Origin of the sequence: Streptomyces aurantiacus (genome assembly GCF_027107535.1) — a bacterium.
Lineage (GTDB): Bacteria > Actinomycetota > Actinomycetes > Streptomycetales > Streptomycetaceae > Streptomyces.
Map to the genome: position 1 here is coordinate 7,286,012 of NZ_CP114283.1, position 22,199 is coordinate 7,308,210.

Below are 22,199 nucleotides of genomic sequence, written 5' to 3' on the forward strand. Positions count from 1 at the left end.
CTTTCGGAACGCGGTCTTCTCCGGGCGGGACCGCGTCCCCGGACCGGATTCCCCTCACGGGGGCGTCCGGTGACCGCATCAGCCCTCCAGGGCGAGCCGCGCGCCGAGGAGCAGCAGCACTCCTCCGGAGACCTGCTCCAGCCTCCGCCGCACGCCGGCCCGGGACAGCAGCGTCCGCATCCGGCCGACGAACCACACGTAGAGACCGTAGTAGCCGATCTCGTAGACCGCCCAGAGGGCGGCGAGTCCCAGCATGGCCGGCAGGTGCGGGGCGCCCCGGGGCACGAACTGCGGGAGGAAGGACATCGCGAAGATCGCCGCCTTGGGGTTGGCCAGGTTGATCAGCAGACCGCTCCGGTAGGAGGCCCAGCCGCTCTTCTCGTCCTGCCCCGCTCCGCCGTCGTCCACCGCGCCCCTGGCGCGGCGGGCCCGCCACAGCGTCTGGACGCCGAAGACGACCAGCACGACGGCACCGACGACGCGCATCACGTCGTACGCCACTTCTGAGGCGGTGAGCAGCGCGGTCAGGCCGAACGCGGCGACGGCGCCCCACACGAAGACACCCGTCTCGTTGCCCAGCACCGTCAGGAAGCCCGATCGCCTGCTGTGCAGCGACTGCCTGATGATCAGTACCGTGCTCGGTCCGGGGGAGGCAGCGATGAGGGTGCAGGCGCCGAGGAAGGCGAGGAGGGTGCTCAGCATGGGGCCATCGTGTCCCCGCGCGCGGCGCGCGGCAACGCATTTCCGGTGGCCGTCCATGGATTGCCGGGCCATTGAATCTAATGCTTAGATGGCGTCGAGTCATTAGTTGAGCGTCCAGGGGGAGGCGGCATCACCATGCTCGTGCTGGCACACATCAGCGACCTGCATCTCGACGGGACCCGGCGGGCGACGGAGCGCGCCGAACGGGTGCGGGACCGGCTGTGGGGGCTGCCGGGCCGGGTGGACGCCCTGCTGGTCACCGGCGACATCGCGGACCACGGGACGGAGTCCGAGTACGAGGAGGCGGCGCGTGTCCTCGGCCTGCACGATCCGGACACGCCCTTCCCCGTACTGACGTGCCCGGGCAACCACGACAGCCGCGGCCCCTGGCGCAAGGCGCTGCTCGGCGAACCGGAAGCCGTCGGACCGGCGCCGGCCGGACCGGCGGACCCCGAACCGGTCAACAGCGTGCGCGTCTTCGACGACGCGGGCGCGGCCGTCCTGATGTGCGACTCCAGCGTGCCGGGCAGCGACGAGGGAGAGCTGGACGAGCGGACGTACGCCTGGATCGAGGAGACGCTCGACGGGCTGGACGGCTCCGTGCGGGCGCTGCTCGCCTTCCACCACCCGCCGGTGGCCCTGCACCATCCCCTGCCGGACGCCTACCGGCTGCGCGCACCTGATGCGCTGGCCGCGCTCCTGGAGCGCAGGAGCGAGATCGCCGGGATCATCACGGGGCACGCCCACACTCCCGCGTCCACGACGTTCGCCGGGCGGCCCCTGGTCGTGGGCCCCGGGGTGACGTGGACGCTGCGGCTGCCGTGGGAGGGCGAGGGTGCCGCGGACCGGGACGCGCCACCCGGATTCGCCTTCCATGTGCTGGACGACGAGGGGCGGTTGACGAGCCACTTCAGGGTGGCCGGGTGACGGGCGGGCCCGTCAGGTGATGACACCGGGGGTCACCGACAGCTGCTGGTGACCGCCACCCGCGTGGCGCAGCGTGAGCCTGACGGCCGTGCCGGGGCGGGCGGCGGCGACGGCCCGGGCGAGGTCGGCGGCCGTGCCGAGGCGGGTCCCGCCGAAGGTGAGCAGGATGTCGCCCCGTACGAGGCCCGCGGTGTGGCCGGGCCCGGGGACGTGCACGCCGACGAGGAGCGCGCCCGGGCCGTCGGAGGCGTCGACGGCCTCCACACCGAGGGTCGGCCGGTCCCGTGGCCGGCCGTCGGGCGGGGTCTGAGGCCGGCCCTCGGAAGGGGTCCGGGGGCCGCCGCCGGAAGGGGCCTGGGGGCGGCCGTCGGGCGGGGCCTGGGGGCGCTCGGGCGCTCGCGTGAGCGAGGCCGAACTGCCGGCGCCAGGGACCGGCTCGGCGCCACCGGCCCCCGCGGGCGGGGTGGACGCCCCGGGGGCGCCCGCCCGTCGCTGGAAGTCGGCGAGCTTGCTCATGCCGATCACCGTGGCGCCCACGGTGCCCAGGCCGACCCCCGACAGGACGAGGACGGCCCCGACGAACAGGCTGAACAACAGGGTCGTGAGCCGCCGTCCGCGCCGCCGTGCGGCGTGCGGGCGGCGGACCGGTGCGGACGGGCGGCCGTCGTCCGGCTCCTGACCAGGCATCGGCTTGGGACGCAACGCGGTCTGTTCCATGGATCACCTCCGGCCAGAGCTCTACCCTCCGCACCTGCCCGCGACGATCCTCGAACGGGTGATGCGGCTCCTTCCCGTTCGAGCCGTCCGCCCCCGGACCGGCCGCCCCCCTCCGCCGGCCGGACGCCCCCGGGCCGGGGTCAGAAGGCCGCGATCGAGGCGGCCCCCCGGGTGGTGGCGAACGGCACGGCCGGGAACTGCCCCGGTACGAAGCCGTGGGCGCGACGGGCCAGGTCGGCGGCCCCGTAACGACGGCAGTCGTAGTGCCACTTCAGGATGCCCGCCATCCAGTTCTGCAGCTCGACCACGTAACCCTCCATGATGTCGCGGGCCTCGGCCGAGAGGCCGAAGTCCTCGAAAAGGACGGGGAACTCATGGGCGGCGACATGCTCGAACTGATGCATGCGCTGGGTCATGAGGTCGTGGATGACGCCGAGCGCCGCCGGGTAGTCGCAGCCGAAGAAGTTCTGCACGACGAGGATCGCGTTGTGCACCTCTCCCTCGTACTCGATCTCCTTCTGGTACGAGAAGACGTCGTTGATGAGCATCCCGTAGTCGATCGCGGCGTTCTCCAGCGACCGGACGGGACCGCTGCGGTAGACCTCCGGTGGCACCTTCGGGCCGTGGCCCAGGCGGCACAGGCTCATGGTGAGGTCGGAGCCGAAGGTGGCGCGGCGCATCTCCAGGTAGTCGACGGGGTCGGGGATGCGGTTCTGCAGCTGGTTGGACAGCTCCCACACCCAGCTCTCGGTCATGACCTCCACCGAGGCCCGCATGGTGCGGCGTGCGTCCGGGCTCATCGTGGCCGTCGTGCGCCGCCAGAGATCGGCGAGACCACGCTCCATCGCGTTGGCCGGGGGCGGGATCTCCTCGCCGTCGACGGGCATGCAGGCGGACAGCCGCGCGGTGCACAGCTTCGCGGCGGCCAGATCCCTGCGGTTCCCGAACACCATCGGGTAGTAGTCGTCGCCGTACGTCCCCCACACGAGCCACCCCGCACTGAGGTCCAGCGCCTCCGGGGTGCCGTCCGGGTCGAGGCCCGCCGAGCACAGCGGCAGGTCGTAGGCGGCGAGCTTGTCCTCGTCCCAGACGCCCTCCTCCAGGATGCCCATGCTGTGGGCCCAGGGGGTGATGCGCCGCCGGGCCCCGTCCAGGTCGGCGTTCAACCGGACCTTGAACGGCATGTAGAAGTCGGGCAGCAGGGACGGGCCCACCTTCTGGAACGGCACATGCGTGTAGACGCGCAGCCGTTCGGCGCCGGCTGCGGCGAGCAGCGCCCCGACGTCGGCGGCGGAGGTCCCCGGCCCGGTCGGTCCGCTCAACGGCGAACTCCGCAGGGCCCCTTCGTTCATGTACCGGCTCGACCGCATGTGCCACTCGTGGCCCCCGGACTGCCAGTCCTGGAGCCCCTGGGTGTACGCGGCGACGGCACGGACCTCGTCCGGGGCGAGGCCCTTCTCCAGGGCCAGCGCGGGCACTTCGGTGAGCGCCGTGTGCTCGAACTGGTGCAGTCGCGAGGTGAGGATGTCGTTGACGGTCTCTGCGGCCTGCTGCGTCGTGCAGCCGAAGAAGGTCTCCAGGACGAGCACTCCGTTGCTGAGCTCGCCCTCCTCCTCGACCTCCCGCTGGTACGAGAAGAGGTCGTTGCGCAGGTGGACCCCGTCGGAGAAGGTCTCCATCAGCACGCGCAGCGGCCGGGAGCGGGCGACCTGCTCGGGGACCTCCGCGGTCGCGTACTCCACGAGCCCCGCGGACCAGGGGGCGCCGCCCACCTTGCGGCGCATCTCGATGTACTCGACGGGATTCGAGACCCGCCCCTCGTTGATGTTGGACAGCTCCCACATCGACTCGTTGAGCAGATGCTCGGTGGACTCGGCGAACCGCCTGCGCCACCCCATCGACATGGCGGGGACCGTGCGCGCCCACAGGTCGGCGAGACCGGCTTCGACCGGGTTCTGCGGCTCCGGAACGGGGGTCGAGAGGTCGAGCGGCATGAAGAGCGGGAGGCGGTCGAGGTAGGCCTTGCCGCCCGAGCGGTCCTGGCTTCGTTTGAAGGTCTCCAGGAAGTGGTCGTCGAAGAAGAAGACCCACACGTACCAGTCGGTGATGAGCGAGAGGGCGGGGCCGTCGCATTCGGGATGCGTGTACGCGCACAACAGTCCGTAGTCGTGTGCGTCGAGGTCGGCCTGCGTCCAGATGCCGGAACCCTCCAGCATGCCCATTCCGCGCGCCCACTCGGTCGTGTGGGCGCGCGCCTCGTCGACATGTGGGTTCAGCCGCGCGGGATACGGCATGTAGAAGTGCGGCAGTTCGAAGGGCTGCGTCATGGTCCGGCCCTACCCGGGGCCCCCCGGGGGCATCCGTACGGCGGCACATGATCGCACCATCGCGTGAACCGATGAGTGAACGGACCCTCCGCGGGGAAAGGGCCCGCGTTTCCTCGCGCCGACGCAAGCGGGCCTTCTGGGGCCGGTGGGGGGCGGGTTGACGGTCGACCGTCTGAAACTTAGGTTTGCCTTACCTAAGTGGTTCTCGCCTCTGAAAGGCCAACTACCCATGAGATCCGCCCTGTTCGCCCGTGCCACCCGCATCGCCGCCGTCGGCGTCACCGCCACCGCGCTGACCGTCGGGCTCGCCGGCTCCGCCTCGGCCGCCACCGCCACGCGGACCGTGACAGTGAGCGGCACGACGTACGACCTGTCGCTGACGGCCCCCGACAACCTGTCCTCGGCCGGGCAGAACATCACCGTCGCCGGCAGCGGATACAACTCCGTCCAGGGTGTCTACGTCGGCCTGTGCGTGATACCCGAGGGCGTCGTACCGGGCGATCCGTCGACGTACACCTCCCGTCCGACCCCCTGCCTGGGCGGCGCGGACCAGTCGGGCACCACCGGCGCCTCGCACTGGGTGTCGAACTTCGGCGGCGGTATGGTCGCGAACAGCTCCGTGTACGGCGCCGGCGGCTCCTTCAGCGTCAGCGTGCACGTCAACCCGAACATCGCGTCCGGCACGGTCTGCGGCACGGACGTCGACTGCGCCATCGTGACGCGCGCCGACCATACGGGCAGCGGCAACCGCTCGTACGACGTCCACCTCCCGGTCACCTTCTCGTGACCGCGCCTCTCAGAACCCGGGGGCGGAGCGATGTGCTCCGCCCCCGGGCGGCAGGCACCCTGGCGGGAATCACGGCGGTGGTCCTCACCGCCGTCGTCGTCGGCACGCCCGCCACCGGCGCCGAAGACCCGCCCGCCACCGGCGGTTACGAGCGGACCGCCCGCCTCACGACCGTCGGCAAACCGCTCGACCTGCTGCTGCACCCCGAGTCGGGGAAGCTGTACGTCGGGTCCGACACCGTCGCCGGTACGACGGGCGGAAGTCTGGCCGGGGTCTACGCCGTCGACCCGGCGGCCGGGAACGTACTGAGCTGGGTGAGGACCTCGCCCGGCAGTACGGGCGCGCCCGCCCAGCTCCCGGGGAAACGGCTGGCCGGACCACTGCCCGGTGACGGAGTGCACTACCTCGTCGGACTGCGCGGAGTCGCCGCCGCGAAGGACGGCGACGCGGCGGGGCGCGGCGGCTGGCTCACCGGCACGACGATCACGCAGGCCAAGGCCGGCGCGAAGGCCGGCTCGGTGGTCGTCGTACGCGGGACGAAACTGGAGGAGGTCGCCGTCGGTGAGACGTCGGTGACCGTCGAGCGCTCCCTCACACTCCCGGCCACCGGCGGTCCGCTCGCCGTGGACACGGCGAGCGGACGGATCTGGGTGGCCGACAACGCCAACAGCCTGCTGCGCGGGGTCGATGCGGCCGCCTTCGCGCCGGACGGCAAGGACATCCCGCTCGGCCCGGGCGCCGCGGTGTCCTTCCTGGAGTGGGACGTCGAGCACGGGACAGTGTGGGCGGGGCGTGGTGCCGTGCTGGAGGCGTACGACATCGCCTCGGGCGAACTCGCCGCCGCCTTCCGGGCGAAGCCCGGGGACTCGGTCGCGGACGTCGCCGTCGACCCGCGTTCCGACCAGGCCTTCGCGGTGTGGCAGGACTACGGCAATCCGCCGGAGGAGGGGGACGGCGTCGGGCAGCTCACGGTGTACGACACCGCCACGCTGAAGGATGCCGGCAAGGGTGCCGAACTTCCGGGGAACAACGGCCAGTTGGGCAGCTCGTCCGTCGCGGTGACGCCGGGCGGCGGCTCGGTGTTCGTCGCGAGCCCTTCCGACGCCTCGCTCACCGTGTTCACGGCGCCGGCGCCGCCGACGCCCTCCGCCTCGCCGTCATCGTCGGATCCGGTGTCGCCGTCGCCCTCGGTGCCGGTCTCGCCCGGTCCGTCCGACGGGTCGCCCGATCCGTCCCCCGGCGACTCGGGCCCGGATGCCGGCCCGACCGACTCCGGCACGACGGTCCCCGTCGACGGCCCGACGGCCGACGGGGACGGCACGGGTGGCACGGGTGGCGGTGGAGCGCAGTCCACCACCGGTGGTGGCTCGTTCACCGCCGCCGGAGGCGGGTCGCTCGCCTCGACCGGCTCCGACGTGATCCTGCCCGCCGCGGCCGGTACGGCGGCACTGATCGCCTCCGGCACCGCGGCGGTCCTGTGGCGCCGCCGACGGGCCACGGCGTAGGCAGCGCGCCGGCGCGAAGGACCGCGGAGGGAGACACGGACGGCTCCCTCCGCGGCGGCCCGCGGCCGCGGGGACAGGACGGACAGCAGTGCGGGCGCGGCAACCGTGCGAGCGGGGCAACCGTGCGGGCGCGGCGGCCGTGCGGGCGCGGCAGGGGCCCGCCTCAGTGCTGGGAGGCGCTCTGCGGTGTCGCCTCGCTCGGCCGTACGACGACGTACCCCTCTCCCTGGAGAACCAGCTGCACCGCCTCCCCCGAGCCGCCGCGGAGCATCGAGCCGATCGACTGCGAACGGTGCAGCGACGTCTGCAGGTTGGCCGTCCAGCCGACGATGGCGTCCGTGTCGACGTACACGGGCCACTGCGGTGAGACCGGGATGACCAGCGGGTTGCCCTCGCAGACGAGACCGAGCCTGCCCTGCCCGGTGAAGACGCTGTTGAACAGCCCTCCGCCGGTCATGCCCGCGCCCTTCACCGTCTTGATCTCGTACTTGAGTGAGGCGTCGAAGCACAGCACGTTGCGGCCGTTGACGGTGAAGACGTCGCCGGGGTCGATGTCGATGATGAAGCAGTTCTGTGCCTCGTGCGCGAACCAGGCCTCCCCCTGTCCGCGCACCGCCATGAGGGGCAGGCCCTCTCCGGTGACGGCCCGTTTGAGCATGCCGCCGACGCCCTGGCCCTTGCGCTCGAACTGCAGGTTGCCGCGGTAGGCGATCATCGCGCCCTGCCGGGCGAGCATCTCTCCGTTGACGGCGTACCTGATCGACTTGGCGTTCTGCACGCTCATGCCCGCCGTGGCGGCCGGCTGCACCATGTACTCGCTGGAAAACAGATCACCCTTCATCCGGGCATCCTGTCCCGGAGGCGGCGATTCCACCATCCTGCCGGGGGAGGAAAGGCGGCGACGAAGGTATCGGGCGGCACGACGAAAGGCGGGGCGGTCGACGCCCGCTCGCGTCGACCGCCCCGCGGGGCCTTTCGGCCCCACCCTGTGGGGGGTGGTTTCTCAGTGCCCGGCCCGCTGTCGGCCGGTGGTCGGGCGATCGTCTCGCGATCGCCGTTGCACGGTCAGAAGGTCAGCTTCCAGCTGTTGATCCGGCCGGTGTCGGCCGAGGCCACGTCCTGGACGCGCAGCTTCCACGTCCCGTTGGCGGTCTCGCCGGAGGCGTCCACGGTGTAGGTGGCGCTGACGTTGTCGGCCGAGTCCGAGGTGCTGGACGGCTTCAGGCGGAACGCCGTGCCGTCCGGGGCGACCAGGTCGATCACCAGGTCACCGCGGAAGGTGTGGGTGATGTCGACGCCGACCTGGAGGGCGGACGGGGCGTTGCCGGTGCGGCCGCTGACCGCGACCGGCGACTCGACGGCCGAGCCCGCGTCGGGGATCGCGACGGCGGCGGTGCTGGAGAAGGTCGTGCCGGTGGAGCCGCCGGAGCCGCTCACGGCCTGCACGGTCTTGGCCGCGTCGGCCAGACCGGCGCCGCAGCCGCCCGAGCAGGTGCCGGGCAGGGCACGGGAGTTGGTCTTGATCGCCGACTCGATCTGGGCCGGCGTCAGCGCGGAGTTCGCCGACTTGGCGAGCGCGGCGAGGCCCGCGATGTGCGGGGCGGCCATGCTGGTGCCCTGGTAGTACTCGTACGACTCCGAACCGGCCGTCTTCGTACCCGCGTTCAGCGTGGAGAGGATGCCGTTGGCGGTGGTGGAGTTGGTCTCGCCGCCGGGGGCCGCGATGTCCACGGTCGAGCCGAAGTTGGAGTAGTAGGCCTTGGAGCCGGTGCGGCCCAGCGCCGCCACCGAGATGACGTTGCTGCAGCTCGCCGGCGAGTAGTTGGCCGCGTTGGCGTTGCTGTTGCCCGCCGCGACGACGACCGTCGTACCGCGGCCGACGGCGTTGTTGATCGCGGTCTGGGTGGCCGTGGTGCAGGCGCCGCCACCGCCGAGGCTCATGTTGATGACCTTGGCGACGTTGGCGTTGGCCGGGACGCCGGAGACCGTGCCGCCGGACGCCCAGGTGATGGCGTCGATGATGTCGGAGTCGTAGCCGCCGCACTTGCCGAGGACACGCAGCGGGGAGATCTTCGCGTTGTACGCGATGCCCGCGACGCCCTTGCCGTTGTTGGTGGCGGCGGCGATGGTGCCCGCGACGTGCGTGCCGTGCCAGGAGGAGTCACTGGCCGGGGCGCCGGCCTGGCACTCGCCCGCGGCGGACCAGTCGCCCGGGTCGGCCGGGTTGCTGTCGCGTCCGTTGCCGTCGACCGAGACCGCGGTGTCGGAGATGAAGTCGTAGCCCGCGACGATGTTGGCCGCGAGGTCGGAGTGGGTGACGTAACCGGTGTCGATGACGGCGACGGTCACGCCGGTGCCGGTCGCGGTGGTCCAGGCACCGGGGACACGCATGCCCGCGGTGGACTCGAAGAGGTCCCACTGCTTGCTGTACTCGGTGTCGTTCGGGTCGGCCTGCGGCTTGTTGAGGCGGTCCGGCACGGCGTACGCGACCTGCGGGTCTGCCCGGAACTCGGCGACGACGTCGGCCACATCGGCCTTGCTCAGCCGGTCACCCAGGTCGACCAGCGCGGCACCGGTGCCGAGGCGGCGCTGGAAGTCGAGGTCCTCCCCGGCCTCCTCGCCCTTGGCCTCGGCGTCCGCGGCGGCGGCCTTGTTCGACTTGGCCTCGGTGGCGCCCGCCTTGTAGCCGACGATCAGCCGCTCGGCCGGGGCGGTCACGGCGGCGGCAGCGGTCTTCGCGACCTCGTCGGAGGGGACCGTGGCGGTGGCCGGGCCGGCCAGCGCGAGGGACGTGACCGTCCCGGCCATCAGCGTCGCGGATATCGCGGCGACGGATATCAGCTTCCGTCTCGCGGGTCGTGGAGTACGCAAGGAAGTGCCTTTCGTGGCCGGCTCCGGACAGCGCGCGAAAGCGGTGCGGAGCATCGGTCGATTCGCTTCGTCGTCGAAGCGGCGGGGGGTGCGAGCGAAAAGCGCGTCAGCCGGCCATGCGCAGCGACCTATCAGGGGTTACCTGTGGTTCGACTGTGGCTCGAACAATAGGTCGCGCCTTTGACCCGGGGATACGGGGAAAACCCTCGATCCATGGCCGGGAACCCCCTACGGAGAAAGGCGGTTGACGGGAAAGGGCACCCTTTTCACACGTTCGGCCCGGTCTCGGCCGGCCTCGCGCGACGGCCGGTTCTCAAGTGGTGGTCGGCTCTCGGGCGGAGGCCGGTTCTCGAGTGGCGGCCGGTTCCCAGTCCGGCCGGCCCTCAGGCGGCGTCGGTGGCCGCGAGGAACTGCGTGGCGGCGAGTTCCGCGTACAGGGGGTCGCCCGCGACGAGTTCGCGGTGGGTGCCCACGGCCCGTACCCGCCCGGCGTCCATGACGACGATGCGGTCGGCCATGGTGACGGTGGACAGCCGGTGGGCGACGACCAGGACCGTGGTGGTGCGGGCGACATCGGCGACCGTGTCGCGCAGCGCGGCTTCGTTGACCGCGTCGAGCTGGCTGGTGGCCTCGTCGAGCAGCAGCAGCCGGGGCCGCCGCAGAAGGGCCCGGGCGATGGCGACGCGCTGCCGCTCGCCGCCGGAGAGCTTGGTGCCGCGGTGGCCCACGAGCGTGTCCACGCCCTTCGGCAGCCGGTCGACGAGGGAGTCGAGCCGGGTGGTCTTGAGCGCGCGGAGCAGTTCGGCGTCGTCGGCGTCGGGATTGCCGAGCAGGAGGTTGTCGCGGAGGCTGCCGGACAGGACGGGCGCGTCCTGCTCGACGTAGCCGATGGCCGACCGGAGCCCCGACACCTCCCAGTCGGTGAGGTCCCGGCCGTCCAGCGTGATGGTCCCCTCCTCGGGGTCGTAGAACCGCTCGATGAGGGAGAACACGGTGGTCTTGCCTGCGCCCGACGGTCCCACGAAGGCGGTCATGCCGCGCGGAGGGACGGCGAAGGTCACGCCGTGGTGGACGTACGGCAGGTCGTCGTCGTACCGGAAGCGGACGTCCTCGAACGTGATCGAGGCGGGCTCGGCGCCGGGGCCGGGCAGCGGGGCGGGCTCGGAGGCCGGCTCGGCGGGCAGCCGCCTGGCCTCCTCGATGCGGGCCAGGGCGGCCGAGCCGCTCTGGTACTGGGCGACCGCTCCGACGACCTGCTGGATGGGCGACATCAGGTAGAAGACGTACAGCAGGAAGGCGACGAGGGTGCCGATGTCGACGGCTCCGGTCGCGACGCGCGCGCCGCCCACGGCGAGGACGGTGATGAACGCGACCTGCATCGACAGACCGGCCGTGTTCCCCGCCAGTGCCGACCACTTGGCGGCCCGGACGCTCTGGCGCCAGGACTCCTCGGCCGCCGCGTGCACGGCCCGCTCCTCGCGGTGCTCGGCGCCGGACGCCTTGATCGTCCGCAGTGCGCCCAGGGTCCGCTCCAGCGACGCGCCCATCGCCCCGACCGCGTCCTGGGCCCGCCTGCTGGCCCGGTTGATGCGCGGGACGATCACGCCGATCACCGTGCCCGCGGCCAGGACCACGCCCAGGGTGACGGCGGTGAGCACCGGATCGACGAACCCCATCAGGGCGAGCGTGGCCACGAGGGTGAGTCCGCCGGTGCCGAGGCCCACCAGCGAGTCTGTGGTGACCTCCCGCAGGAGGGTGGTGTCCGAGGTGATCCGGGCCATCAGGTCCCCGGGCTCGCTCCGGTCGACGGAGGCTATGCGCAGGCGCAGCAGGTGCGAGACGAGGCCCCGCCGTGCACCGAGCACGACGGACTCGGCGGTGTACCGCAGCACGTACGAACCCAGCGCGCCGATCGCGGCGTTCGTGACGACCAGGGCCGACATCGCCAGCAGCGCGCCGGTGATCGCCCGGTCGTGGCCCAGGTCGTCGATCAGGGACCTGGCCACCAGCGGCAGCGCGAGCCCCGCCGCCCCGGTCAGGAGCGACAGCACGGCTCCGAGCAGCAGCGTCCAGCGGTAGGGGCGCACGTAGGCGAGCAGCAGCCGCCACGCCGGTGTGGCTGCTGGGCCGGACGGCTGGGACTGCGGCACGGTACTCCCCCTCGGACGGTCGGCTCCCCTTCCCCTCCGGGCCGGAGTCTCGTCCGGGGTCCGGAAGGGGTCGATGAAGTATCGCCGATGCCGCTGACAGTGCCGTAGGGGATTTCCGCCGGGCGGCCCCGGGTCCGGGTGCCGTCCTTCGGTGCCCGGCTCACGAGCGCGGGCCGGGCAGCCGCGCCGTGCGGCCCTCACCGGTGTCGGTCGGCCGCAGCACGCAGCCCTCGCCCTCGCCGTTCGACGGCGGGAGCGGCAGGAGCGGCAGGACGCTGTGTCCGGTGGCGGTCGCCTGTCGGCGGGTCACTCGACGATGACGTCGCTCATGCCGCCGTCGGTGCGCCAGTTCCTGAGCAGTTCGTGGAAGGCGACCGGCCCGTCGCCGTACGACTCGCTGCGCCGCCTGGGCCTGCCCTCGTTGTTGTAGTACCCGGGGGTGCACTCGGCCTGGAACGCGTAGAGGTCCGCGGCCTTCTCCCGGATCGCGGCGACCCAGGCGGTCTCGGCCTCGACGGTCGGCTCGACGTACCGGGCCCGGCGCCTGCGTGCCTCGGCGACGATCTCGGCGACGTGGGTGGCCTGTTCGTCGAGGATGTGGACGTAGTTCACGGCGCTGGCGTTCTGCAGCGGACCGAGCTGGAAGAGGTTGGGGAATCCGTTGCTGGAGAAGCCGTGGAGCGTTCTCACCCCCTGCCGCCAGGACGCGGGCAGTTCGGCGCCGTCGCGGCCGTACACCGGGAGCCGGCCGGACAGGATTCCCGAGACGCCGACCTCGAAGCCGGTCGCGAAGATGACGCAGTCGACCGCGTACTCCGTGCCGCCGGCCACGACGGCGTTCTCGGTGATGCGCTCGACGCCGCCGTGGTCGGCGGTGTCCACCAGCGTCACGCCGGGCCGGTTGAACGTGTCCAGGTAGTGGTCGCTGAAGGTGGGCCGCTTGCACATGTACCGGTACCAGGGCTTGAGTGCCTCGGCGGTCGCGGGGTCCTCGACGAGAGAGTCGACCCGGGCACGGATCTCGTTCATCTTCTGGAAGTCGGCCAGCTCGTTCAGGCGGTCGCGTTCCTCCGCCGGAAGGTTGGCGTAGTTGTTGGTCGGGATGAGGTTCTGCAGCAGCCGGGCGCTGCTGGTCCAGCCGTCGTCCACCAGGTCCTCGTCGGTGCGGGTGCCGGTGACGGTCCTGAGGAAGTTGTCCCTGCGGCGGCGCTGCCAGCCCGGTTCGAGCGAGGCGGCCCAGCGGGGGTCGGTGGGGCGCTGGCCCCGCACGTCGACCGAGGAGGGGGTGCGCTGGAACACGTACAACTGCCGTGCGTCGCGGCCCAGATGCGGCACGACCTGGACGGCGGTCGCTCCGGTGCCGATCAGGGCCACGCGCTTGTCGGAGAGCCGGTGCAGGTTCCCGTTCGCGTCGCCACCCGTGTACGCGTAGTCCCAGCGGCTGGTGTGGAAGGTGTGCCCCTTGAAGGTCTCGATGCCGGGGATGCCCGGGAGCTTCGCCTGGCTGAGCGTGCCGCTGGAGACCACCACGTAGCGTGCCCGTACGCGGTCGCCGCGGTCGGTGCCGACCACCCATTCCAACTCGGTGTCGTCCCAGCGCAGTTCGGTCGCCTGCGTCCGGAAGCAGGCGCCGTCGTACAGGTCGAACCGGCGCGCAATCGCCCGCGCGTGCTGCCGGATCTCCTCGCCCGGCGCGTATTTCCACTCGGGGATGTGGCCGACCTCTTCGAGCAGCGGCATGTAGACGTACGACTCGATGTCGCAGTGGATGCCCGGGTACCGGTTCCAGTACCAGGTCCCGCCGAAGTCACCCGCCTTCTCGATGATCCGGATCGACTCCACGCCCGCCTGCCGCAGCCGCGCCCCGGCGAGCAGACCGCCGAAGCCGCCGCCGACGACCACCGCCTCGACCCGGTCGTGCAGCGGCTCCCGCGTGAACTCCGGTTCCTCCACGTACGGGTCGTCCGCGTAGTAGCCGAACTCTCCCGCGATGCGCTGGTACTGCGCGTTTCCTTCCGGCCGGATGCGGCGGTCGCGCTCGGCCCGGTATCGCGCACGCAGGGCGTCCGGGTCGAAGCCGGGCCCGTCCGGGCCTGACGGGGACCTGCCGGACGAGGCGTGGGGAGTGGGGGGCATACCTGTCCTTCTGCTGTGGGGCCTGCGGTCGGGTGGGGACGAGTGCGCTGTGCCTGGTCCGGCGGCGGACCGTCCGCCGTGGCCGTCCTCTTTCCTTTCGGTGGCTCGAACTGCCGTCATCCTGCGACCTCTTGACCGCAACGGCTAGGGCATCGGGGCGGCGGGGACGGCATCACGCCACGGGGAGCGTGCGGCGATGGCCTGCCGCCGGCCGCGGACCGCCTTCGGTGGCATGCCGAGCGCGAGGACTCCGGTCAGCCGGTCGCCCGTGCGGTAGGCGACCGTGAACCTGCGCTCGTCGAGGTCCCCCTCCACCACGGCGACCTCGTCGTGTCCGCGCAGCAGGCCGTACGCCTGGACCTTCAGGCCGTACTGTTCCGACCAGAAGTACGGCACCGGTGCGAACGGTTTGCGCGCCTGCGGGTGCAGCAGGTTGCGGGCCGCCGCCATGCCCTGCTCGGCGGCGTTCGTACGGTGCTCGACGCGCATCGGCGTCCCGAACAGCGGGTTGTACCAGCGGGCGACGTCACCGGCCGCGTACACCCCTGGTGCGGCCTCGCAGTACTGGTCGCACACCAGCCCGTCGTCCACCGTCAGGCCGCTCCCCGCCAGCCACTCGGTGTTGGGCAGCGACCCGACGGCCACCAACACCTCGTCGCCCTCGACGAGTTCGCCGCCGACGAGCCGTACCCCGACCTCGGTCACCGCGGCCACCCGGACCCCGGTGCGCAGGTCCACCCCGTGGTCCAGGTGGGCCGCGGCGAGCACCCGCCCGACCTCGTCGCCGACGGCGTGGGCGAGCGGTACCGGCGCGGGTTCCAGGAGCGTGACCGCGGTGCCGAGCCGGCGGGCCACGGCGGCGGCCTCGGCGCCCAGGAACCCGGCGCCGACCACCACCAGGCGCCGGCCCGCACCCAGCCCGTCCCGCAGGGCGAGCGCGTCGTCCAGGGTGCGCAGCACATGCGCGGTCCCGTCGCCGGGCAGCCGCCGCGGACGTACACCGGTGGCGACGACCAGTCCGTCGTACGGCACCCGTGTCCCGTCGGCCAGCAGCACCGCGCGTCCGCCGGGATCGAGGCCCGTCGCGGCGGTGCCCAGCCTCAACTCCAGGTCCAGCGCGGCCAGATCGTCCGGCGGACGCAGTGCGAGCCGGTCGTGGTGCCACTCGGACGCCAGGATCTGCTTGGACAGCGGCGGCCTGTCGTACGGTGCGTGCGGCTCGTCACCGATGAGGGTGAGTGTGCCGTCGTACCCCTCCCGGCGCAGGGTCTCGGCTGCCGCGAGCCCGGCCGCCGAAGCACCGACGACGACGATCCTCCTCACTGGCCGACCAGCCGGATCGCCGCTGCCGGACAGATCGCCACGGCTTCGCGTACGCCGTCGAGGAGGCCCTCCCCGGGCACCTCCTCCAGCAGGATCGCCACTCCGTCGTCGTCCCGCTGGTCGAAGACCTCCGGGGAGGCCATCACGCACTGACCCGACGCCACGCACTTCGGTTCGTCCAGTTCCACACGCATGAGCATCTTCCTTGTCCTTCAGGCACGTTCAGTGATCTCGCCGGTGGCCGCTCACCAGGCGACGGGCAGGGAGTCCACGCCGTACGTGGTGCCGGTGTGGTCGAACCGGAGCTCCTCCACCGGGACGGCCAGGCGCAGGGTGGGGACGCGCCGGTAGAGCGTGCCGTGGACGACCTGGAGTTCCAGCCGGGCGAGGGACTGGCCCAGGCACTGGTGGGGTCCGTAGCCGAACGCGTTGTGCTTGCGCGCGGGCCGGGTGACGTCCACCCGGTCGGCGCCGGGGAACGCCTCGGGGTCCCAGTTGGCGGCGTGCAGGTCGACGACGATGCCGTCACCGGCCCTGATGACCTGCCCGCCGATCTCGATGTCCTCGGTGGCGACCCGGCGCAGCCCGACCTGGACGATGCTCAGGTAGCGCAGCAGCTCTTCCACCGCGCCCGCGACGACCTTCGGGTCCTGTGTGTCCCGTACCAGGGCGAGCTGTTCGGGGTTCTGCAGCAGCACCAGGGTGCCGAGGCCGATCATCGTCGCGGTGGTCTCGTGGCCGGCGATGAGCATCGCGACACCCATGTGGACTGCCTCGTCGCGGGTCATCTCCCCAGCGGTGACGCGGGCCGCCATCTCGGACAGGACGTCCTCGCCGGGCTCGGTGAGCTTCCTGCCGAGCAGGTCGTCCAGGTAGGAGGACAGGGCCGTGCTCGCCGCGCGGGAGTCCTCCGGTGCCGCGGCGCGGTCGAGCGCGAGAGTGCTGTTCTCCTGGAAGAACTCGTGGTCCGCGTACGGCACTCCCAGCAGCTCGCTGATCACCAGCGAGGGGACGGGAAGCGCCAGTGCCGTCACGAGGTCGGCCGGATTGGGGCCGGCCAGCAGGTCGTCGATCAGACCGTCGACGATCTTCTGGACCGGGGCCCGCATGGCCTCGATCCGCTTGACCAGGAACGGCCCGTTCACCATCCGGCGCAGCCGGGTGTGCTCGGGGGCGTCGGTGTTGACGACGAGTTCCGGGGTGTACTTCGCGATCTGCTGCCGGTACTCGGTCACGAACGGGAAGCCGGGGTTCCTGTCGTTCGCGCTCACACGGGGATCGGTCAGGAGGGCCCGCTGCGCCTCGTGGCCGGTGATGATCCAGGGCGTGCTGCCGTCCCAGATGCGGATCCTGCTGATCGGGTTGTCCGCACGGAGTTCCTCCACGGCCGGAGGCGGGGCGAACGGACAGCCCTCCGCCCTCGGCATCGGGAACTCGGGCATCTCCCGCGCCGCGTCGGACGCGGCACCGGCCAGTGTCTCGGCCATGTGTCTCCTCGGTGGGGGCTCCGCCGGGGCGGAGTACGGGGAAGGGCTGGAGGCCTCTGGGTCACATGCAAGCGGAGCGGTCTGACACCTCCCGGACAGTTGCCTGACAGGAAGCTGACGTGACCCGGATCACATACGCGATTCCAGCGGAGGGGTGGGTCGGCGGCGGGCCCGACCCCGGGCAGGGGGGCGGCCGGAGCAGGGTTCAGCGGCCGAGCCGGTAGCCGAAGCCCCGGCGCGTGTGGATGAGCGGGGGCTGGTCCTGATCCACCTTGTGGCGCAGACGGGAGACGAGTTTCTCGATCGCGTTTGCGGCCCGGGCCTCTCCCCAGACAAGCCGGCAGATCTGCTGTTTGGACAGCACGCGCTCGGCGTTGACCAGCAGATGCCGCAGCAGCCGGTACTCCGCGGGGGTCAGGTCGAGCGACCGCCTGCCGCGCCAGGCCTGACAGGTGGCGTCGTCGAGCACGACATCGCCGTAGCACGGCCCTTGGCGCACCGGACTGCGGCCGCGCAGTAACACATGGGCCCTGGCGAGGACTTCGGAGATCCGGAACGGCAGGGTGACGTAGTCGGTCTCTCCCGGGCCCAGTTCGGGCACCAGGCTCCCCAGCCTCTCGTACGAGGCCAGGAACAGCACGGGAGGGCGGTCGGCCGGACGGAACCTGCGGCCCTCCCCCAGGCCGTCGAGGTCCGGCACCGTCATGTCGAAGAGGACCAGGTCGAACCGTCGTTCCGCCAGCCGCGCCAGCCCCTGGGCGCCGGTGCGGGCGGCGGTCACCCGGTAGTCCGCCAACTCCAGCGTGGTCGACAGCAGTTCGGTGAGCCCCTCGTCGTGGACCACGACCAGGACGTGCCGTCCGGCACCACGGGCGAGCAGGGACACGTCGGCGTCACCTCCGCGCGCCCCGCCTGCGCCGCCGGGCCCTGACACCCGGCCCACGTCGTCCATCCCGTGCATCGCACGCACCTCGCTCATGGCTGGGCCGCCTGACGCGTGGGACCCGCGCGTCAGGCGTACGGCGCGGGCGGGGACGCGTCGCACGGCCGGACGGCCCGCCCGACGGAACCCGCCCCGGCCGGGAGCGAAAGGGGCGAGGTGCGCGGGAGCGGGTGTCGCACGCTCGGGCGGTGGCGCTGTCGGACTGTCAGGCGGGCTGCGACGAGGCGCCCTCGCCCTCCAGCGTGATGTCGGTGCGCAGGAAGTCGTCGACCATCCGGTGGAACAGCGTGGAGAGCTGCCGCAGTTCCTCCGGCGACCAGTGGGCCAGCGCCACCTCCATGCCCCGGCAGCTCGCCATACGGATGCGGTCGATCGCCTCCTGGCCGGCGGCGGTGAGCTGGATGCGCTGGGCGCGGCGGTCGTCCGGGTCCGGGACCCGGGTCAGGTAACCGCCCTTCTGCAACTGCTGCACCTGCCGGGTGACGTGCGAGGCCTCCACCGCCAGCCGGGCCGCCAGCTCGCCGGGGCGCATGGGCTCGGAGTCGGCGATCTGCCGCAGCAGCGCCACGGCCGCACGGTCCAACGACACACCGGCCAGGGCCATGAGGCGCTCGTGCTGCCGGACCCGGCCGGTCAGATACACGATGCGGTTGAGGGCCCGCTCGATCTCGACGACGTCCTTCGAGGCGGGGGCGGATGCGTGATCGGCAGCGGGGACGGAGCCGGATGCGGGTGAGGGCGTGGACATGGAGCCACTTTACCAGCTGCTTGCGTGACTCAAGTAAATTCACGATTCACTTGCTTGACTCAAGTAAGGCAGATATGTTTGCCTTACTCAAGTGAGACCCGATCGTCGCAGGTACGGCCCACATCCGGGCCCTCCCGCACCGCCCGCGGCACCGCACCGCGAGCGACACCTCGGTCGAGCGCCCGGCACCACGTGCCATGGCGCGCGGAACGGACCGCCGAAGCGGAGGCGGTCCGCCCGCGCCGGCCCCGTGGGGACGGGGACCGGCGCGGGCACCGGGTCCGGCGGACGGGCACTCCCCCGCCCTCCCGCCGGGCCCGGACAGGAACACGGCCGAGCACCTCCCGGTCGTCATCCGCCGTGCGCCGTCAGTCACCTGCCGCCAGTCACCCCTCACCAGTCGCCCACCACTGCTCACACGCGACCGGCCCGACGAGCCCCGCAAACGATCAAACCCTCGAACCCTCAAGCCCTCGAACCCGCAAGGAAAGCGAGTCTCACCATGGCCACCATGAAGTCCGTCCGCACCGGTCCCGTCGGCGGGATCGACGTCGTCGACATCGAGCGCCCGGTACCGGGCCCCCGCGACGTCCTGCTCAGAATCCGCGCCTGCGGCATCTGCGGCACCGACACCTTCTTCCTCCACCTCGGCGGCGCCCCCATGGGCCCGGACGGCTCGATGACCTCCCTCCCGCTCGGTCACGAACCCGCCGGGGAGATCGTCGAGACGGGCAGCGCCGTCACCGGCCTCAAGGTCGGCGACCGCGTCGTCGTCAACCCGCAGGGCGTGCCCTCCGGCATCATCGGCTGCGGCGGCGAGCACGGCGCCATGAGTGAGTACCTCCTGGTCGAGAACGCCGAGCCGGGCACCAACCTCAGCGTCTTCCCCGACTCCGTGCCCTTCGCCGTGGCCGCCCTCAACGAGCCGATGGCCGTCGCCCGGCACTGCGTGAACCGCTCCGGAGCCGGACCCACCGACAAGGTCGTCGTCTTCGGCGCCGGGCCCATCGGCCTGGGCGCCGCCATCTGGCTCAAGCTCCGCGGAGTCCGGCACGTCGTCGTCGTGGACGTCATCCCCGAACGACTGGAAACCGCCCTCGCCGTCGGTGCCGACGCCGTGATCGACTCGACCGACGGCGACCTCACCGCCCGCCTCACCGAGTTGCACGGCCAGGCGGCCAACGCGCTGGGCCAACCCCGCCCCGCGACCGACATCTACATCGACGCCGCCGGAGCCCCCGCCGTCATCCAGGCCACCGTCGACAACGCCAGGTGGGGCGCCAAGCTCGTCATGGTCGCCGTCCAGAAGAAGTCCGACGCCATCGACCTCGGCGGCATGCTGCGCAGCGAACTCACCCTCATCGCCTCGCAGGGGTACCCCACCGAGATCTTCGAGGTCACCCCCGAACTCGTCCGACACCACGACCGCTTCGCCAGGCTCATCAGCCACCGCGTCCCGTTCACCGACGTACGGCACGCCTTCGACCTCGCCCTCACCCCGGGCGCCGCCGAGAAGGTCGTCGTCACCTTCGGCGAGCAGGACTGAGGGCGACCACGACCGGGCCCCGGCCCCGCTCCCGGGCGTACGGCGCCCGTGCCCCGGACGACTCGCCTCGAATATGCATCATGCACAATACGTGTGGGATGCATATTTGATGTCATGTCTCCTGCCCCCGGCCTCGGGCCCGCCCCCGGACCCCGACCCGGACCCGGGGCGAGCGCCCAGATCTGGGGAAGGACCGGCGGCATGGACAAGGCCACGCATTTGATCGAGTTCGAGACGATGCTGCTCGGGCGGCACCTCTATCTGAACTCACCCCGGGCCCGGGCCGGCGGCCGCCTGGAGCGCAGCGCGTACATCCTGCTCAGCCGGATCCGGATGGAAGGCCCGATGTCCATCGGCCAGCTCAGCGACGCCTTCGGTCTGGACGCCTCCACGCTCAACCGGCAGACCGCGGCCATGCTGCGCGGCGGCCTCGTCGAGCGCATCCCGGATCCCGACGGCGGCATCGCCCGCAAGTTCCGTATCACTGCCGAGGGTGCGCGCCGGCTCGACACGCACCGCGGGGAGAGTGTCCGCGCGCTGGAGAAGGTGATGGCCAACTGGGACCCGGAGGAGGTCGCCGCCTTCGCCGGGTTCCTCAAGCGGTTCAACACCGACATCGAGAGCCTGGACGAGCGTCCGTGGCCGCGCCCCTGACACGAGGGTCATCCGGACCGGGCCGGCACAGCACGGTCCCGGCCGTGCGGCTGCCCCGGCCGACGGTGAGGTGACGGCTTCCGCGCGCCGGGGCCGTACCGGATCCGGCTGAACCGGCCCGAGGGGCGGCGCGAGCCCCAAGGGCCGGGCGTCGGCTCAGCCCCCCGCGGCGAGGGACCACCGCGGGACACTGCCGGCGAGGCGGCACGCGAGGAAGTACAGGGGGATCGGCGGGGTGTACGGCGAGTCGCCCGCCGGGCTGTGGATCAGGCGCGGCCTCCCGGAACGGAGGCCGCGACGGATCCGGGTCCAGGACGGGTCGGCGCGATGGGCGCCGGCGGTGTAGGTGACGGAGGACGGCCAGGTGACGCCGATGTGGGAACCGGCGGGGACGATCCACCACCAGCGCTCGCCGCCCGCCGAGTCGTCGGCGAAGACGCAGCCGACGCGGGGCAGACAGTCCAGGATGCGTTCGCCGTGTTCTCTGGAGGTGCCCACCACGTCGCACCCCAGACCGGTACGCAGTTGTGCGGGTATCACGAGACGGACCGGGTGCTCGGGCGGAGGCGTCGCGGACGTACGCGACCACGGGTCAGGGGCGTGCTGCAGTTCCATGAGGCAGGAGTCCTTCGGCCGAGTGGGGGGCGGGCCGGGTGAGGTGCGGGGTGGGCGCGAGCCCGGAGGCGGCGAGCTCCCGTGGCGCCGACGGCGGCAGTGACGGCATCCGCCGCGACGGCAGGACGGCCCAGACGACGCGACCGGAGCCGTACGCGGCGTCCCTGACACCCCAGTCGCTGCTGAGCGTGCCGACCAGCATGAGTCCGCGGCCGCCCTGGTCGTCGGGGCCGGCGCTGCGCTGTGCGGGAAGGGTCAGACCGCGGTTCTGGTCCTCGACCTCCAGATGGAGCCGGTGTCCGTCGGTGCGCAGTCTGCACACGATCCACTCGCTCGCCGTGTGCGTGAGCGCGTTGGTGACGAGCTCGGAGGTCACGAGGACGGCGTTCTCACACGTCTCGGGGTCCGTGCCCCATTCGCCGAGGAGCTCGCGCACGTTGCGGCGGGCCAGGCCCACCGAGGCGGGGGCCGGAGACAGGCCGAACACCCCTGCTCTGTCGGGGTGTTCGTCCGCGGGCAGTCGGCCCAATGGCTTGGGGAGGGAGGGCGTAGCCATCGCCGTTCGCCTTTCGTCTGCCTTCGCACCGGGGGTCGGACCGGCGCCGGTACCGCACGGATCGGGCGCGCCGCGAGGTGCGAGCACCTCGTTGCGGACAGTGACGGTGCGCGGGCCGTTCTCCCCCAACTGCGCCGCGTCGTGCCGTCGTTCACCGGGCCGGGACGGTACGCCCCACTGTGACACCTGCCAACAACAGCCCGCA

The 22,199-nt window shown here is 72.1% G+C and carries 20 protein-coding genes; 5 read left to right on the forward strand and 15 right to left on the reverse strand.

Going from position 1 to position 22,199, the window contains the following annotated elements; genetic code table 11:
- Window positions 1-78: 78 nt before the first annotated feature.
- Window positions 79-702: a LysE family translocator gene (locus tag O1Q96_RS34265; protein ID WP_269251854.1), complete on the reverse strand. Its 624-nt coding sequence runs from the start codon at window positions 700-702 to the stop codon at window positions 79-81.
- Between the two features lie 135 nt (window positions 703-837).
- Here O1Q96_RS34265 and O1Q96_RS34270 point away from each other — a divergent pair, with 135 nt between their 5' ends.
- Window positions 838-1,629: a metallophosphoesterase gene (locus tag O1Q96_RS34270; RefSeq protein ID WP_269251855.1), complete on the forward strand. Its 792-nt coding sequence runs from the start codon at window positions 838-840 to the stop codon at window positions 1,627-1,629.
- A gap of 12 nt (window positions 1,630-1,641) precedes the next feature.
- Here the strand turns inward: O1Q96_RS34270 and O1Q96_RS34275 are convergent, their stop codons facing one another.
- A complete protein-coding gene (locus tag O1Q96_RS34275; protein WP_269251856.1) occupies window positions 1,642-2,346 on the reverse strand; it encodes a PDZ domain-containing protein in 705 nt (234 codons plus the stop codon).
- 140 nt (window positions 2,347-2,486) lie between these two features.
- Window positions 2,487-4,673: a germacradienol/geosmin synthase Cyc2 gene (cyc2, locus tag O1Q96_RS34280; protein ID WP_269251857.1), complete on the reverse strand. Its 2,187-nt coding sequence runs from the start codon at window positions 4,671-4,673 to the stop codon at window positions 2,487-2,489.
- 229 nt (window positions 4,674-4,902) lie between these two features.
- Here cyc2 and O1Q96_RS34285 point away from each other — a divergent pair, with 229 nt between their 5' ends.
- Entirely contained in the window at window positions 4,903-5,460 is a 558-nt protein-coding gene (locus O1Q96_RS34285; protein WP_269251858.1) for a hypothetical protein, read from the forward strand.
- A gap of 32 nt (window positions 5,461-5,492) precedes the next feature.
- Complete coding sequence (locus tag O1Q96_RS34290; RefSeq protein WP_269251859.1) at window positions 5,493-6,965, forward strand: LPXTG cell wall anchor domain-containing protein; 1,473 nt, start codon at window positions 5,493-5,495, stop codon at window positions 6,963-6,965.
- 163 nt (window positions 6,966-7,128) lie between these two features.
- Here the strand turns inward: O1Q96_RS34290 and O1Q96_RS34295 are convergent, their stop codons facing one another.
- The 10 genes from O1Q96_RS34295 to O1Q96_RS34340 form a co-directional block, all read right to left on the reverse strand.
- Complete coding sequence (locus O1Q96_RS34295; protein ID WP_269251860.1) at window positions 7,129-7,806, reverse strand: AIM24 family protein; 678 nt, start codon at window positions 7,804-7,806, stop codon at window positions 7,129-7,131.
- 224 nt (window positions 7,807-8,030) lie between these two features.
- Entirely contained in the window at window positions 8,031-9,773 is a 1,743-nt protein-coding gene (locus O1Q96_RS34300) for a S8 family peptidase (protein ID WP_269253847.1), read from the reverse strand.
- A gap of 446 nt (window positions 9,774-10,219) precedes the next feature.
- Complete coding sequence (locus O1Q96_RS34305) at window positions 10,220-11,986, reverse strand: ABC transporter ATP-binding protein (protein ID WP_269251861.1); 1,767 nt, start codon at window positions 11,984-11,986, stop codon at window positions 10,220-10,222.
- Window positions 11,987-12,146: 160 nt separating this feature from the next.
- A complete protein-coding gene (locus O1Q96_RS34310; RefSeq protein ID WP_269251862.1) occupies window positions 12,147-12,296 on the reverse strand; it encodes a hypothetical protein in 150 nt (49 codons plus the stop codon).
- Window positions 12,293-14,122 (reverse strand): flavin-containing monooxygenase, encoded by a 1,830-nt coding sequence (locus tag O1Q96_RS34315; RefSeq protein ID WP_269251863.1) that lies wholly within the window; start codon window positions 14,120-14,122, stop codon window positions 12,293-12,295. The genes O1Q96_RS34310 and O1Q96_RS34315 overlap by 4 nt, the downstream gene beginning before the upstream one ends.
- 144 nt (window positions 14,123-14,266) lie before the next feature.
- A complete protein-coding gene (locus O1Q96_RS34320; protein ID WP_269251864.1) occupies window positions 14,267-15,445 on the reverse strand; it encodes an NAD(P)/FAD-dependent oxidoreductase in 1,179 nt (392 codons plus the stop codon).
- Window positions 15,442-15,639 carry a ferredoxin gene (locus tag O1Q96_RS34325; RefSeq protein ID WP_269251865.1) on the reverse strand — a complete coding sequence of 66 codons (198 nt, stop codon included), beginning with the start codon at window positions 15,637-15,639 and terminating at the stop codon, window positions 15,442-15,444. Before O1Q96_RS34325 ends, O1Q96_RS34320 begins: the two co-directional genes overlap by 4 nt.
- Before the next feature lie 51 nt (window positions 15,640-15,690).
- A complete protein-coding gene (locus O1Q96_RS34330) occupies window positions 15,691-16,932 on the reverse strand; it encodes a cytochrome P450 (RefSeq protein ID WP_269251866.1) in 1,242 nt (413 codons plus the stop codon).
- 205 nt (window positions 16,933-17,137) lie between these two features.
- On the reverse strand, window positions 17,138-17,911 hold the full coding sequence (locus O1Q96_RS34335; RefSeq protein ID WP_269251867.1) for a response regulator transcription factor: 774 nt from the start codon (window positions 17,909-17,911) through the stop codon (window positions 17,138-17,140).
- A 169-nt stretch (window positions 17,912-18,080) separates the two neighbouring features.
- Window positions 18,081-18,623 (reverse strand): MarR family winged helix-turn-helix transcriptional regulator, encoded by a 543-nt coding sequence (locus tag O1Q96_RS34340; RefSeq protein ID WP_269251868.1) that lies wholly within the window; start codon window positions 18,621-18,623, stop codon window positions 18,081-18,083.
- 502 nt (window positions 18,624-19,125) lie between these two features.
- On the opposite strand from O1Q96_RS34340, the gene O1Q96_RS34345 reads away from it, so the two are divergent.
- Both O1Q96_RS34345 and O1Q96_RS34350 read left to right on the forward strand, forming a co-directional pair.
- Window positions 19,126-20,169, forward strand: coding sequence for a zinc-dependent alcohol dehydrogenase (locus O1Q96_RS34345; RefSeq protein ID WP_269251869.1), 1,044 nt, complete (start codon window positions 19,126-19,128; stop codon window positions 20,167-20,169).
- A gap of 201 nt (window positions 20,170-20,370) precedes the next feature.
- The gene (locus tag O1Q96_RS34350; RefSeq protein WP_269251870.1) at window positions 20,371-20,823 is read left to right on the forward strand and encodes a MarR family winged helix-turn-helix transcriptional regulator; all 453 of its coding nucleotides are present in this window, start codon (window positions 20,371-20,373) and stop codon (window positions 20,821-20,823) included.
- A gap of 156 nt (window positions 20,824-20,979) precedes the next feature.
- Here O1Q96_RS34350 and O1Q96_RS34355 read toward each other — a convergent pair whose 3' ends face one another.
- Both O1Q96_RS34355 and O1Q96_RS34360 read right to left on the reverse strand, forming a co-directional pair.
- Window positions 20,980-21,438, reverse strand: a complete 459-nt coding sequence (locus O1Q96_RS34355) for a hypothetical protein (RefSeq protein ID WP_269251871.1) — start codon at window positions 21,436-21,438, stop codon at window positions 20,980-20,982.
- A complete protein-coding gene (locus O1Q96_RS34360) occupies window positions 21,416-21,994 on the reverse strand; it encodes an ATP-binding protein (RefSeq protein ID WP_269251872.1) in 579 nt (192 codons plus the stop codon). The genes O1Q96_RS34355 and O1Q96_RS34360 overlap by 23 nt, the downstream gene beginning before the upstream one ends.
- Window positions 21,995-22,199 lie beyond the last annotated feature (205 nt).

What these genes read in the sequence shown, in the direction of transcription:
- O1Q96_RS34300 (WP_269253847.1), bottom strand. Translation starts at nt 9,773, where the DNA reads ATGGCCGGGACGGTCACGTCCCTCGCGCTGGCCGGCCCGGCCACCGCC.
- cyc2 (WP_269251857.1), bottom strand. Translation starts at nt 4,673, where the DNA reads ATGACGCAGCCCTTCGAACTGCCGCACTTCTACATGCCGTATCCCGCG.
- O1Q96_RS34325 (WP_269251865.1), bottom strand. Translation starts at nt 15,639, where the DNA reads ATGCGTGTGGAACTGGACGAACCGAAGTGCGTGGCGTCGGGTCAGTGC.
- O1Q96_RS34315 (WP_269251863.1), bottom strand. Translation starts at nt 14,122, where the DNA reads ATGCCCCCCACTCCCCACGCCTCGTCCGGCAGGTCCCCGTCAGGCCCG.
- O1Q96_RS34340 (WP_269251868.1), bottom strand. Translation starts at nt 18,623, where the DNA reads ATGTCCACGCCCTCACCCGCATCCGGCTCCGTCCCCGCTGCCGATCAC.
- O1Q96_RS34330 (WP_269251866.1), bottom strand. Translation starts at nt 16,932, where the DNA reads ATGGCCGAGACACTGGCCGGTGCCGCGTCCGACGCGGCGCGGGAGATG.
- O1Q96_RS34345 (WP_269251869.1), top strand. Translation starts at nt 19,126, where the DNA reads ATGGCCACCATGAAGTCCGTCCGCACCGGTCCCGTCGGCGGGATCGAC.
- O1Q96_RS34350 (WP_269251870.1), top strand. Translation starts at nt 20,371, where the DNA reads ATGGACAAGGCCACGCATTTGATCGAGTTCGAGACGATGCTGCTCGGG.
- O1Q96_RS34270 (WP_269251855.1), top strand. Translation starts at nt 838, where the DNA reads ATGCTCGTGCTGGCACACATCAGCGACCTGCATCTCGACGGGACCCGG.
- O1Q96_RS34355 (WP_269251871.1), bottom strand. Translation starts at nt 21,438, where the DNA reads ATGGAACTGCAGCACGCCCCTGACCCGTGGTCGCGTACGTCCGCGACG.
- O1Q96_RS34265 (WP_269251854.1), bottom strand. Translation starts at nt 702, where the DNA reads ATGCTGAGCACCCTCCTCGCCTTCCTCGGCGCCTGCACCCTCATCGCT.
- O1Q96_RS34360 (WP_269251872.1), bottom strand. Translation starts at nt 21,994, where the DNA reads ATGGCTACGCCCTCCCTCCCCAAGCCATTGGGCCGACTGCCCGCGGAC.
- O1Q96_RS34275 (WP_269251856.1), bottom strand. Translation starts at nt 2,346, where the DNA reads ATGGAACAGACCGCGTTGCGTCCCAAGCCGATGCCTGGTCAGGAGCCG.
- O1Q96_RS34335 (WP_269251867.1), bottom strand. Translation starts at nt 17,911, where the DNA reads ATGAGCGAGGTGCGTGCGATGCACGGGATGGACGACGTGGGCCGGGTG.
- O1Q96_RS34295 (WP_269251860.1), bottom strand. Translation starts at nt 7,806, where the DNA reads ATGAAGGGTGATCTGTTTTCCAGCGAGTACATGGTGCAGCCGGCCGCC.
- O1Q96_RS34285 (WP_269251858.1), top strand. Translation starts at nt 4,903, where the DNA reads ATGAGATCCGCCCTGTTCGCCCGTGCCACCCGCATCGCCGCCGTCGGC.